The 13,191-nt window shown below is 45.1% G+C and carries 14 protein-coding genes; 1 reads left to right on the top strand and 13 read right to left on the bottom strand.

All coding sequences use genetic code 11. From position 1 onward, the window contains the following. Positions 1-143 precede the first annotated feature (143 nt). From MKY52_RS23720 to MKY52_RS23705, 4 genes are all read right to left on the bottom strand, one after another. Entirely contained in the window at positions 144-323 is a 180-nt protein-coding gene (locus MKY52_RS23720; RefSeq protein ID WP_042126589.1) for a hypothetical protein, read from the bottom strand. 91 nt (positions 324-414) lie between these two features. Continuing rightward, on the bottom strand, positions 415-1,101 hold the full coding sequence (locus tag MKY52_RS23715) for an LrgB family protein (protein ID WP_042187114.1): 687 nt from the start codon (positions 1,099-1,101) through the stop codon (positions 415-417). After that, entirely contained in the window at positions 1,101-1,511 is a 411-nt protein-coding gene (locus tag MKY52_RS23710) for a CidA/LrgA family holin-like protein (protein WP_341053910.1), read from the bottom strand. The genes MKY52_RS23715 and MKY52_RS23710 overlap by 1 nt, the downstream gene beginning before the upstream one ends. A gap of 210 nt (positions 1,512-1,721) precedes the next feature. Next, positions 1,722-2,396: an NAD(P)H-dependent oxidoreductase gene (locus MKY52_RS23705; RefSeq protein ID WP_149644076.1), complete on the bottom strand. Its 675-nt coding sequence runs from the start codon at positions 2,394-2,396 to the stop codon at positions 1,722-1,724. 151 nt (positions 2,397-2,547) lie between these two features. Here MKY52_RS23705 and MKY52_RS23700 point away from each other — a divergent pair, with 151 nt between their 5' ends. After that, positions 2,548-2,940, top strand: coding sequence for a winged helix-turn-helix transcriptional regulator (locus tag MKY52_RS23700; protein WP_060622450.1), 393 nt, complete (start codon positions 2,548-2,550; stop codon positions 2,938-2,940). A gap of 16 nt (positions 2,941-2,956) precedes the next feature. Here MKY52_RS23700 and MKY52_RS23695 read toward each other — a convergent pair whose 3' ends face one another. From MKY52_RS23695 to MKY52_RS23655, 9 genes are all read right to left on the bottom strand, one after another. Continuing rightward, positions 2,957-3,328: a YkvA family protein gene (locus tag MKY52_RS23695; RefSeq protein WP_341053907.1), complete on the bottom strand. Its 372-nt coding sequence runs from the start codon at positions 3,326-3,328 to the stop codon at positions 2,957-2,959. 111 nt (positions 3,329-3,439) lie between these two features. Further along, positions 3,440-4,078: a Vat family streptogramin A O-acetyltransferase gene (locus tag MKY52_RS23690; RefSeq protein ID WP_149644074.1), complete on the bottom strand. Its 639-nt coding sequence runs from the start codon at positions 4,076-4,078 to the stop codon at positions 3,440-3,442. A 117-nt stretch (positions 4,079-4,195) separates the two neighbouring features. Beyond that, positions 4,196-5,470 carry an L-rhamnose isomerase gene (gene rhaA / locus MKY52_RS23685; protein ID WP_341053904.1) on the bottom strand — a complete coding sequence of 425 codons (1,275 nt, stop codon included), beginning with the start codon at positions 5,468-5,470 and terminating at the stop codon, positions 4,196-4,198. Positions 5,471-5,630: 160 nt separating this feature from the next. After that, positions 5,631-7,118: a rhamnulokinase gene (gene rhaB, locus MKY52_RS23680; RefSeq protein WP_341053903.1), complete on the bottom strand. Its 1,488-nt coding sequence runs from the start codon at positions 7,116-7,118 to the stop codon at positions 5,631-5,633. A gap of 27 nt (positions 7,119-7,145) precedes the next feature. Then, positions 7,146-7,874, bottom strand: coding sequence for a LutC/YkgG family protein (locus MKY52_RS23675; protein ID WP_341053902.1), 729 nt, complete (start codon positions 7,872-7,874; stop codon positions 7,146-7,148). Beyond that, a complete protein-coding gene (locus MKY52_RS23670) occupies positions 7,867-9,420 on the bottom strand; it encodes a LutB/LldF family L-lactate oxidation iron-sulfur protein (RefSeq protein ID WP_341053901.1) in 1,554 nt (517 codons plus the stop codon). The genes MKY52_RS23675 and MKY52_RS23670 overlap by 8 nt, the downstream gene beginning before the upstream one ends. Then, positions 9,417-10,145, bottom strand: coding sequence for a (Fe-S)-binding protein (locus MKY52_RS23665; protein WP_042187093.1), 729 nt, complete (start codon positions 10,143-10,145; stop codon positions 9,417-9,419). Before MKY52_RS23665 ends, MKY52_RS23670 begins: the two co-directional genes overlap by 4 nt. A gap of 26 nt (positions 10,146-10,171) precedes the next feature. Then, complete coding sequence (locus tag MKY52_RS23660; RefSeq protein ID WP_042187090.1) at positions 10,172-10,930, bottom strand: DeoR/GlpR family DNA-binding transcription regulator; 759 nt, start codon at positions 10,928-10,930, stop codon at positions 10,172-10,174. Positions 10,931-10,970: 40 nt separating this feature from the next. Further along, positions 10,971-13,040 (bottom strand): bifunctional aldolase/short-chain dehydrogenase, encoded by a 2,070-nt coding sequence (locus MKY52_RS23655; RefSeq protein ID WP_341053899.1) that lies wholly within the window; start codon positions 13,038-13,040, stop codon positions 10,971-10,973. Positions 13,041-13,191: the final 151 nt, after the last annotated feature.

Here is a 13,191-nt window from a genome sequence, read left to right as displayed (position 1 = left end):
TCTGTGAAATTTGCGAAAAGCTACTAAGAACTTGGAGAAAACTCTCTGATGAGGTTGTACCTGAATTCATTATACAATAATTGCTAAAATCATCTCAAGAAAAACAGACTGCCCAATGAAGGGCAGCCTGTCTTCCGAATCATTTAGTCCAAATCGTTAGGAAGCGGATCAGGATGCGAGGACTCTGCAGGCTTGGCTACCCAATCGTCTGCTTCTGGCTCGATGTCCACACCATTCTCCATCTTCTTAATTTCAGCTAATGAATCGCCGTCTTTATTTTCCTTGTTGCGGATTTCCGCTTCATCTTGAGAATAATCTGACATGTGAAATCCTCCTCAGGTGCTTTGCTTTATTTGTTCCTTAGTTATAGTTACCCGATGGAGTGTTTTGCAAACATAGTTACGATGAATGAATTTAAGGGTACATGATCCAAGCTACCACCGGACCGATACATGAACCGACAATAGCACAAACGGTCATCGCTACGGAGCTCATTGAAACTGACTGTTCACCGTATTCCAGTGCCTTTGCAGTTCCAAGTGCATGAGAACCCGTTCCTAACCCGATCCCAATCCCAACTTCGCTTCGAATCTTAAACAGTTTAATAATGAGAGGACCGCCAATCGCACCTGTAAATCCGGCAATCATTACAAATACGGAGGTTAGCGAGGAGTCCCCACCTAAACCATTTGAGATTTGTATCGCCACAGGTGTTGTGATCGATTTTGGCAAAATGGACAGAACATACAATTTTGAGAATCCTAGACCAGCTGCCAAAAGCAGACCACTAAACATCCCTAATAACAGACCTGCAATCGCTCCCCCCAGGATGGCTGGAAGATTCTCAACTAACACATTACGTTGTTTATACAATGGGTAGGCTAGCGCCACTACAGCAGGACCGAGTAACTGATTGATCCACTGACCGCCTATCATATATGTATCATACGGAATATGAAAATATAGAAGTATTGCTACAACAAGGACTGTTGCTGTTAACGCGGGAATCAGTACAGGAAACCGAAAACGTCTATAAATTACGGACATCATCAAATAAATAGCAACATTAAGCAGGACAATTCCTGTCGCGATAAAAAACATTATAATTCCTTCCCCTTTTCGCTTAAGCTCTTGCTGCTCCAGCCCGCCTTGCTCTTTCCTTTCAAGGTTGAAAGCCATTGACTCGTATGTGCTGCTGCTGCAATTGTGAGGACGCTGCTAACGATAAGAATCAAGATTAAGAGCAAACCTCTTCCACTAAAAATATCCATATGCTTCACGATCCCAGCCGTCGCTGGAATAAAAAATAACGGAAGATAAGCTAATATTGTTGTTGCACCATCTTCAATCCACTTCACTGGTACAACCTTGAATAGCAATAAAACAAAGAGCAAAAGTAATCCGACGATACTCCCAGAAACGGGAAGATTCAGCTGCTTTTGCAGGAAGTCTCCAGCCAAGTAGAACAAATAAAGCAGGAACACTTGGATAATTATGCGAATGATTTTCATGATGCAGGATCCCTTCATTATTAAATTAACTCGATAAAGCTTAAAATGGGTCACCTCAATAAGAGTATCAGAGTTTTCATGAAAATTTCAATTACTTTTCGAATCTTGTAAGAATTAAACAAAAATAACCTGCATGATCTCCAAGATGCCGGAGACTTTGCAGGTTTAATTATTTTCGTTATGCAGCTCAAAAATGAGATTCCAGCTTAGTTAAACCCACTGAACGACTTGCTCTGCACTTTGTCTTGTTTTTCCACGTGGTTCATTCAATCGATACCCAAAGGCTACCATGCAGGAGATTCCAAAATGTTCGGCATCCATAATCCCCTCTTCGGTAAGAACTTGCTCTATCTTCGCCTTATCGAAACCTTCCATTGGGCAAGAATCGATTCCGATTAAAGCGGCTGATGTCATCATATTACCAAGGGCTATATAAGTCTGACGGCAGCTCCATTCGAACATTGCACGCTCATTCTCCATCAATCCGAAATCAACCTTCAAGAACTTATCGAACATATTACCTTTCCCTTCCATCACTTCTGGAGGTAGCTCCTGCACATGCTCCATGATCCCTTTAATATAATCTGAATCAGCAGCCATATCTTTAGGAAGACGTGAGAGAATCAATACAAAATGACTTGCGGTTGGCAATTGCTTTTGTGCTCCCCAGGCATGAGCACGTAATTTCTCACGTATTTCCGGACTTTGTACTACGACAAAACGCCAAGGCTCGAATCCGAATGAACTTGGTGACAGACGTCCTGTTTCCAGAATAAACTGAAAGTCTGACTCACTAATTTTTTTATGACTATCAAATTCTTTAGTTGCATGTCTGAACTGGTAAGCAGACAGGATTTCATTCTTGTTTAATGATAAAGTATCCATATTTAACACTCCTTTTATTTGCTTAGAATCAACGGCCTATTTGACTGTTTGCCGTTCTCATGCTTAATATTAGAATATATATCACTTCTTTAAAAGTACGCACATTAATGTTATGTAGTATACAAAATGATACTATGGGAGTTGAACGGCTATGCGTGATCGAAAAGGTGGATTCGGAGATTTCCCAGGGGGAAATAAGGAAGCTTGCCCTGTGGAATTTACGCTCGATGTTATAGGAGGAAAATGGAAGGGGATTCTCATCTATCACTTGATGGATGGAACGAAACGCTTTAACGAATTTCGCCGGATATGCCCAGGAATCACTCAGCGCATGTTAACCTTGCAGCTTAGAGAGCTGGAAGAAGATGGAGTTGTTCACCGTGAGGTCTACCATCAGGTTCCCCCGAAAGTCGAATACTCGTTAACTGAATTTGGCAAGACACTGACCCCTATTATTAAACTCATGAAAGACTGGGGCGAGGTTTACAAAACAAAACAGCTTTCCGCAGAAAGCTGTCCAGAAGGTACAAATATTACGGTGTAGCTCAAAGCTGCACCTTTTATTTTCCAAAAAATGCTTCGGCCTTTTCCTTATGTTCATCCGTAACCTGACCTGAGATAGCTTTGATGCCTGCTGCAATAATTGCCGCATCATCCGTAAATCCAAGTCCTAGAAGCGCATCCGGTATCGCATCAATCGGGGAGATGAAATAAGCCAACGCTCCGAAGGCAATACCTTTTGCCCATAAAGGCGTCTTTGCGTCGACTGCGCAATAATACATCGCAATAGCATCTTTAGTAAATGGGATCTTGCCTGCGAACTTTTTAGTTTTTGTCCAAAAATTCCGCTTCACCATCTCCTCGTTCTCTTTACTGTATGGAAACCTCTCTGCTGTGAGTTCCGCAGTGATCTTATCATCATCTTTCTTCATTAGATTTTCCCTCCGCAAGGTTCATATGAAGTACATACAGTCAGTATACCCTCAGCTATTATTTATATCTTTAAGATAAACTATAGCTCGTTCTATGAAACTTACACAATATCATTTAATTTCTTTGATTTTATTCAAATCACTGCTGCATAACGCTTCAAGATTCTTAAAGATACGCTCGGCATCCCAATCCCACCACTTAAGCGCTTCTAGATGTTCGATCAATTCATCATCAAAACGTTGTCTAATTACTTTACATGGATTTCCTCCAGCGACACTATAAGCCGGGATATCTTTGACAACTGTTGAATTGGCCGCGATGACGGCTCCATTACCAATATGTACACCCGGCATAACCGTAACATTCTGCCCAATCCACACATCGTTGCCGATCACCGTATCTCCTTTTAAGGGTAAATCTGATAGTTCTGGAACCGCATGCTCCCAGCCATTAGACATGATATTAAAAGGGTAGGTCGTAACAGAATTCATTCGATGGTTCGCACCATTCATGACAAATTCAATACCTTTGGCAATCGCGCAGAATTTCCCAATAATAAGCTTGTCACCAATAAAATCATAATGATGAGTCACATGCTCCTCAAACTTTTCCGCACCGTCTATATCATCATAATACGTATAATCGCCAACCGTAATATTCTTTCTTGTAATCACATTTTTGATATAACAGATGCTTTTGATCTGTTCATTCGGATAGAGCACATTCGGATTCGGTCCATATTTCTCCATAATAACGCCTCTCTCTCTTTTTGATAAAACATAGCAGAGATCACATATCTTTTCAAATAAGTACGAATCATGAACATAAAAAGCGGCTACCATGTGGTAACCGCCATTACAAGTACTTTATCGCTTTGATAAAACATCTACTTCGTATTGCTTCACATCGCTCAGCCAACTTTCTCGGACAGGCACACCACTCGTCGCACAATAATAATCCCAAATAGCTCCGAACGGATAAGATTTCAATTCCTCTACCAGTGCAAGTCTAGTAGTGTAATCCCCATCCAGTTCAATTTGCTTCAATAGCTCTATAGGTTCCAGCATCGCACGTAGCAGGGCTTTGATTGTGTTACGTGTTCCGATCACCCAAGCGGCAATGTGATTAATACTTCCGTCAAAGAAATCGAGTCCAATATGAGTTCTTTCTAGGAATTGACCTCTAACTAGTTCACGAGCAATCTCCAGCAGTTCATCATCCATAGTCACCACATGATCACTATCCCAGCGTACTGGACGGCTAACATGCAGCAACAATTGATCACCAAACAGCAGCCAAGAGGATAGTTTATTCGAGATGGTCTCGGTCGGATGGAAATGCCCAGCATCGAAGCAAACCGCTTTGCCCCGACTTAGTGCATAACCCATATAAAATTCATGCGAACCTACCACATAACTTTCTGAGCCAATTCCGAACAGCTTGCTTTCTACAGCATCAATGTTATATTGCTGATCGATCTCCTCGCTGAAGATCTCGTCCAGTGATTGCTGAAGTCGCACTCTCGGTGACAGACGGTCGATCGGTGTATCTTTATATCCATCTGGAACCCAGAAGTTGGTTACACAAGGCTGACCTAGTGCCTGACCGAAAGATTCGGAGATTCGGCGTGAAGCCTTGCAGTGAGCAATCCAGAAATTGCGGATTTCAGGATCCGAGTGGCTTAGCGTGAAGCCATCATTAGCTTTTTCATGAGAGAAGCAAGTGGGATTGAAATCTAATCCAAGTCCCTGCTCCTTAGCCCAGTCCACCCATCTTTCAAAATGCTTAGGCTCTAGCGCATCAAGATCTACAGTTTCTTCCGTATCGGCATAAATAGCATGTAAATTAACTTTATGACGTCCGGGGATAAGTGCTAGTGCTTGCTCCAAATCACGGCGCAGCTCCTCCGGATTTCTAGCTCGCCCCGGGTAACTACCAGTGACCGCGATCCCGCCACTTAGCTCTTTTTCCTTATTCAGGAAGCCCTTTACATCATCTCCTTGCCAACAGTGCAATGAAATTTTGATTGCTGCAAGCTGCTCTAATACTTTATCTACGTCAATGCCATGCTGTGCGTAGAGCTTTTTCGCCTCATTATAGCTCGTCTGAATGCTCTTTAAGCTTTCTGTATTCTGCTCCATGCTTGAGCCTCCTGATATTGTCTTAGTGATTTCATTTAGTGGGATTTATACCCTTCTTTTGCTCGTTTTCCGCTTTTTGGGCTCAATATAGGGGATTTTTGTACCTCTTTTGCTCACCCTTAGCTATCTAATAGTCATCCCATAACTTTATTAGTTACTCTTAAACGATCTGCAGTCGAGCAAACTCAGCTAATGCCGCGGTTTTTAGGGAAGAGTCCATCTCTTGTGGAATATAGATTGTTACATCAAATGAACGATATATAATTTCTCTTGCTTCTTTAATATCTGTGACCGTACCCACACTGATCATTTGCATAACTACGTTACCTAATGCGGTGGATTCCGTTGGACCAGCGTAAATCTCCATCTCTAGTAAATCCGCCGCAATTTGGCATAGCAATCCATTATTCGCCCCTCCGCCTACGATGTGCAGCCGCTCCCACTTCTCGCCGGTCAATAGCTGAAGATCCTGAACATAGAAATAGTAAGAAAGAGCAAGACTGTCAAACACACATCTGGCAATCTCCCCTGGTGTCTTTGGTACCCACTGTCCGGCTTCCGCACAATAGCTCTGTATCTCGCTGATCATGTTGGATGGATTCATGAATCGTTCATCATTGCAGTAGATGATGGATCTGAAAGGAATTTCTTGCTCTGCCAGCTCCACCAGTTCGCCGAAGCTGTATTGACCACCATATTCCTCACGAACCTTTTGGATCAGCCACATCCCCATAATGTTCTTAAGAAAACGGAACGAACCGAAGGCGCCCCATTCGTTCGTATAGTTACGTTCCATCGCCTCTGGACTTGTAATTGCTGAAGCTCGTTCCACCCCGATGAGGGACCAAGTACCACTACTGAGAAATCCCCATTTGTCGCTACTTGCAGGAACGCCTAGTACAGCTGATGCTGTATCATGTGTGGCAACTGCTATGAACTCACAATCTGGAAGATCACCGCGTGCCACCAAGTCATCAGTCAACCCGCCAATTTGTTCCCCAGGTTCCGTTAAGGGGGGGAATTGCTCTTTTGAAAGACCAAGCAGTGCCAGTAAATCAGTATCATAATCCCGTGTTTGCAGATTCAGCAGACCCGTGGTTGAAGCATTCGTGACTTCACTAATTCTTCGTCCCGTAAGCCGATAGTAGAGATAATCAGGGACCAACAGGATTGAATGTGCTGCTTCAAGATCTGCCTGATCATGCACAAACAGCTGGTACAACGTATTAATCGGGAGAACTTGTATCCCCGTCTTTTGGTAAACGCTTTCAGTTGATATATTGCGGTGTACGCTTTGTACCGCTCCATCTGTTCGGGAATCACGATAAGAAAAAACTTCATGAATTCGTGTACCCTTCTGATCTAGAAGTACGTAATCCACGGCCCAAGTATCAATTCCGACGGTACAATGCTCAATTCCTTTTGACTTCGCCTTCTGCAAGCCTTTTACAATTTCAGCAAATAAATAATCGACGTCCCAATAAAGATTACCATTCTTCTCAGAGAACCCATTACTAAAACGGTGAATTTCTGTTAATGATAAGGTTCCTTCCGGTTCTTGCAAGGTTCCGCAAACGACTCTCCCACTAGAGGCTCCAATATCAATAGCAATATGATTCTGACCCTGTTTATGTGCCCCAGCATTCATTCTTAAACAACACTCCTTATCTCCTCATCAGCCTACCAGCAAGGCGAATACGATTCCAGGGCCATGCACACCTATCGTCAGATCATTCTCAATATCCGCTGAACGGCTAGGTCCAGAGATAAAGTGAATACCTGCGGGGAGACCCGATTGTCCCGCTTCATCAAAATCAATAAGCACCTCACCCAGACGAGTCTTCAGCCGCTCCAGCGGAACGATGGCAATTAATGCGGTTGGCAACAGGCTGACAGAGCGCCCTTTATCCGCAGAAGATAACACTGTAATAGAGCCTGTATAAGCAACTGCATAATCCGCGATCACAATCCCAATATCGGCTTCCGCCGCCCTAGCTTTCCATGCTTCTTGCATATTCGTATTCCAGACAGATACACGCGTATCTACAAGTTCTTCTTCTAGCCGAAGTGCCGCAAGCTCAGCTACATTTTGCCGGAGAATATAACGGGCGAGCATATCACTCGCTTTATTGACGATAAAAGCTTTAGCTTCATCCATCGTTGCCATGCGAAACACATGTCCACCTGCACTTTGAAAATTCGCAGTAAATTGATCGATGCGTTCTTCTGGACTCCACTGGAATTCTTGCCAATAATCTGGAGCACCGCGAAAAGGATGTAACGGAGCCGCAGTCGTTCTTGGCCGCTTCAGGCGACGAGCGATATCGTTCATGAATGCCTGCTGTTTCTCACGAGAATCATGGTCCATACGCTCCAGCCATTCTCTGTGCGTTTCCTCAGTCATATCCGGGCTCTCCTTTCAGTTCTTCCGCCTTCCGCTTCGCTAATAAATCTTCCATCCGCTTCTGTATCGACGGGTCCATCTCGCGACTATTTTGGTCTAACTCCTCCTGCAGCTCTTTCCAGCTCTCGCGGAAGGATTCATCCGCCAGCTTCGGAGCGATCCGGTAGTTATTCCAGGCTTTCAGCGGCCCAAGCTTTGACGGAATTTCGCCGTCTCTCACAAGTAGCTTTTGTCCGATTCTGCCTACTTTCATCACACTACTGAATCGCTGTGACTTCGCCATAATCGCACCAAAACCTTTCATGCCAAGACCTTCCGCTTTGTCTCCATAACCTCTCTCTACCTTACGTCGCCGTAAATAGATAAGCATATCATGCAGAGGGATTTTGACTGGACAAGCTTCATAACACGCACCGCATAGACTCGATGCACCTGCGATATCATCCCATTGATCTACATTTTTGTTTAGCGCTGGGGTCAACACTGCTCCGATCGGTCCGCTATAAGTCCCACCATAGGCATGACCGCCAATATGACGATAGACAGGGCAGGCATTCAGACAAGCTCCACAGCGGATGCAGTTCAGTAGCTCCTGAAATTCTGGATCACCGAGCTGCTCAGATCGACCATTATCAAGGATAATAATATGCTGCTCTTCCGGCCCGTCCCCATCATCCTTTCTACGGGGTCCTGAAATACCGGACATATACACTGTTAGCTTCTGGCCAGTTGCTGAACGAGGTAATAACGTAGCCATCACCTCAAGGTCACTCCAAGAAGGAATAATCCGCTCCATCCCCATCAAAGTGATTTGCGTCTTCGGCAAGGTGGTGACCATGCGAGCATTGCCCTCATTCTCGAATAGCACCATGGAACCTGTCTCTGCAATCGCAAAATTGCATCCCGTCATCCCAATATCAGCTTCTAGGAATTTCTCCCGTAGCTTGCGCCGTACAAATCCTGCAAGGATTGTAGTCTCAGGCAAAAGCTCCTCCCCTGCCTCCTTGGACAACAGCTCAGCAATCTGATAGCGGTTTTTATGGATGGCTGGGATAATGATATGAGACGGAGTTTCTCCGGCAAGCTGGATAATATATTCGCCAAGATCTGTCTCAATCGTCTCCACGTCAATGGATTCAAGAGCCGTATTCAAATGCAGCTCCTCAGTCACCATCGATTTTGATTTGACCACGGAAGCCGCTTGTTTTCGCTGTGCAATCTCTAAAGCAATCTTCACTGCCTCTTCACCCGTTGCCGCAAAATGAATATGCGTGCCGTTCGCTCTTGCATTGTCCGCAAATAGATTTAAGTAATAATCCAGATGAGCGATCGTATGCAGGCGAATTTGCCGCCCACGTTCGCGCCATTCTTCCCAGTGTCCATGATCGTTCGCCGCTTTCTGTTTCCCGTCACGCAACCTTTCCGTAGTAAAGCGAACCGCCTTGCGCAAAAAGTCATTATTCAGCGCCAAGTCGGCACGCTCTTTTACCGTAGCTGGCTTCACATTAATCGATTCCGATTTAGTCTGAGCGGCATTCTGACTCATTGTCCACTCACCCCCTCATACAGTAGCTCTGCTAAATGCATGACTCGGACCGGTTTGTGGCGATAACGCAAATTCCCAGCAATATTCATGAGACAGCCCATATCCAGACCCGTTAAGACTTCTGCTTCCGACTCCAGCACATGATCTGACTTCTCGGTGACCATCGCCCCGGAGATATCAGACATCTTCACGGCAAAGGTTCCACCAAACCCACAACAGTCCTCAGCAAAAGGTAATGGCACTAGCTCCATCGCCTTCACATTCTGCATAAGTAACATAGGCTCATCACGAATCCCCAGAATCCGAGTGCCATGACAGGAAGGATGATAGGTAACTTTATGCGGAAATACTGCCCCTAGATCCGTTACGCCAAGCACCTGTACCATGAACTGGCTGAACTCATAGGATTTACGCTGCAAATTCTGCGCCTTGACCAAATTAATCGGATCATCCTGAAACAGTTTCGGGTAATGATGAAGCATCCCGGTGCAAGACCCGGAAGGAGCAATGACAAAGTCACTGTCTTCGAAAGCCTGCAAAATCGTAAGTGCAGCTTGACGTGCCTCATTCCAATAGCCACTATTGTACGCAGGCTGTCCGCAGCAGGTCTGCACTTCGGGAAAATCCAGCTGCACGCCATATCTGGCAAGCAGACGTGCCATCGCTTCTCCGACCTTCGGGTACACAGCATCACTGATGCAAGTAATAAACATCGATACCTTCATGCCTTCACCTCCTGCAACACTATTTTCTACACGGTTGTTATTGCGATGTTCAGCTCCTGTAGCTGCTTTAGCTGTTCTGTGGCAGGGCTGTAATCCGTTATCACAACATCCAGTTCACTAGTCGTGGCAACATGTGTGAACGCTTGAATTCCGAATTTGCTGGAGTCACAAAGTAGGATCACCTGCTCCGCAATAGAAATCATCTTTCGCTTCACCATCGCTTGCAGCTCATTCGATTCACTGGCGCCGCGTTCGAGATGAAATCCTTTGCAAGAAAAAAACATTTTATCCACGTGATACAACTCAAGCGAACGCTCGGCTAAATGACCAACAAAGGACATCGATCTGCGGCTCAGTTGACCGCCAGTTGAGATCACATCTATTCGTTCCTTCCCACTTAACTCCGCAGCTACCCTAATAGAATTAGTCAGTACAGTTAGTGGCATATCCGGCAAATGTGAGGCCATATACCATGCAGTTGTGCTAGCATCCAGCAAAATCCGATCTCCCGGCTTTATCATCATCACTGCTTCACGAGCAATCTGCTGCTTCTCCGCTGCGTTCATAATTTCACGTTCAGCATATGGCGTCTCTGGCTGACGATCACGTAGACTAACTGCACCGCCGTGCGAGCGTAGCAGCCTCCCCGCCTTTTCCAAGCGATCAAGATCCCTGCGGATGGTCTCCTCCGTCACTTGGCATAATGTACTCAGTTCAGAGACACGAATGCTGCCACGTTCATTCACTAGTTCTACGATTCTTTCATATCTGTCTGCAATCAGCATGGCTTCCCTCCGTTATATCTATCTATATTCCATCTTCCACTTATCTAGTAAAAGCTGCCGGCACTCCACCGTCAATCGTCAGCATGCAGCCCGTAGTCTTCTCTGACTTGGATGAAGCGAAAAAGGCCACCCCTTCAGCAATATCACGTGGATAAATATTTACAAGCAGTGTTGTGCGTTTACGATAATGTTCCTCCAGTTGATCCGGCTCAATCCCGTAAGCAGCAGCCCGTTCATTCCGCCAGTTCGAATTCCAAATCGCTGAGCCTTGTAGAATGGCATCCGGCAAAATTGTATTGGCGCGAATACCGAACTCTCCACCTTCAGCTGCAATACAGCGAGCCAAATGTGCTTCGAGTGCTTTGGCAGAACTGTAAGCCGATACGCTTTTTCCAGCAAATATAGAGTTCTTAGAGCCAATAAATACCATGCTACCGCCGATCTTTTGCTCCTTCATCACCTTGAAGGCTTCACGTGCAACGAGGAAATATCCAGTTCCTAGCACGGAAATGTTCAAGTTCCACTCTTTTAATGAAGTCTCATCAAAAGGACTGGAAGTCGCAAGCCCAGCATTGTTCACAATAATATCTACTCCGCCATAAAAGAGTGCTGTATCTGCATAAGCTGTGGTAACTTGCTCCTCCTGCGTTACATCCATTTTAACAGCGAACGCACGATTCTCACCGTATTTATCGTTAATCTCCTCGGCAATTTTCTGTGCGCCCTCCAGATTGAGATCTGCCAGCACAACATGCGCCCCTTCGGACACTAGTCGACGAGCGGTTTCGCTCCCGATTCCTCCTGCGCCACCAGTAATGAACGCAACCTTTCGCGAGAATTCTGCTTCTGCTGGTGCCAGCGATAATTTATATAATTCCAAAGGCCAATATTCCACATTGTACGATTCATTTTCACTTAGAGAGACGAAATCTCCCAATGCGGTAGCTCCGCGCATAACAGCAATCGCCCGGTGATACAAGGCACCGCTAATTTTAGAGTTGCTCCAGCTTTTGCCGGTGTTGATCATTCCCACTCCGGGAATTAGAATCACACGCGGTGCGGCTTCGAACATTACATCTCCCTCATGCTTATTGCGATCGAAGTACGCTTCGTACTGCTCTTTGTATGCGGTAATCGCTTCGTTCAGCTTCGTCTTCAAACCATCAATATCACTGGCATTTGGTTCCCAATTCACAAATAGTGGCAGCATTTTGGTATGTACCAAATGATCCGGACAAGCTGCACCTACACTGGATAATTTCTCCGAGTTAACTCCACCTACAAAACGCAGCACATCCTCTGCATCATCGAAGGTCAGTATCATTTTGCGCTCATCACTGACTGCGCCTCTAATCAACGGCATCACTGCAGCTGCTACAGCCCGCCGCTCTTCTTCCGGAAGCGCTTCCGATTTGCGACCTCCGAACAGGTTCCCATCTTCAATTCTCTCTTGGATGTAACGCTCTGCTTCATTAATGATAGAGATCGTCTTCGCGTAACAAGCTTCCGGCGTATCCCCCCAAGTCACGAGGCCATGCTTCTCCATCAACACCAATTCTGCTTGAGGATTAGCAAGTACGCCTTCAGCGATCATTTTGGATAAAGTGAACCCAGGACGAATGTAAGGCACCCATACGAAACGATCCCCATAGATTTCCCGCGCAATATCTTTACCGTTATGAGCACAGCATAAGCTGATAATCGCATCTGGATGTGTATGATCTACATGTTTGAATGGTAAAAAAGCATGCAGCAGCGTCTCAATTGAAGCACGCGGATGCTTAGGATCAATCATACAATTCGCGAGGTAAGCCACCATTTCCTCATCAGGCATTTCCTCCCGATCAAACAATGGCGCAATATCCTGTAGCCGCAATCCGGTAAAATTGCCTGCTTTCATCGTAGCTAGGTCAGAGCCGCTACCCTTCACCCACATGACTTCAACCTCACGACCACGGAAATCTAATTCTATAGTTTTACTAGAGGTATTCCCTCCTCCAAAATTACAGACTCTACGATCTTCACCCAACAGATTGGAGCGATAGACCAGTGCATCCAGACCTCCGTTGATGACTTTTCCCCGTGCAGAATCCCATAAACTTTGTACCATTTGTGAATACCTCCGTTTTTGAATGTTTATTTTTTTGTTTATTTTTGTTTGTTTTGATTTTAATCTATTTGTTTGTGTTTGAATAGAGCGTTTTCAACAAAATTTAAAATTTATTTCACAAGTTAGACGAATCCTCCTTGGATGAACTGAA

The organism is Paenibacillus sp. FSL P4-0184 (assembly GCF_038004625.1).
Lineage (GTDB): Bacteria > Bacillota > Bacilli > Paenibacillales > Paenibacillaceae > Paenibacillus_AQ.
The sequence above is the reverse complement of the archived record's forward strand: the minus strand, read 5'-3'. Positions and strand labels throughout refer to the sequence as shown.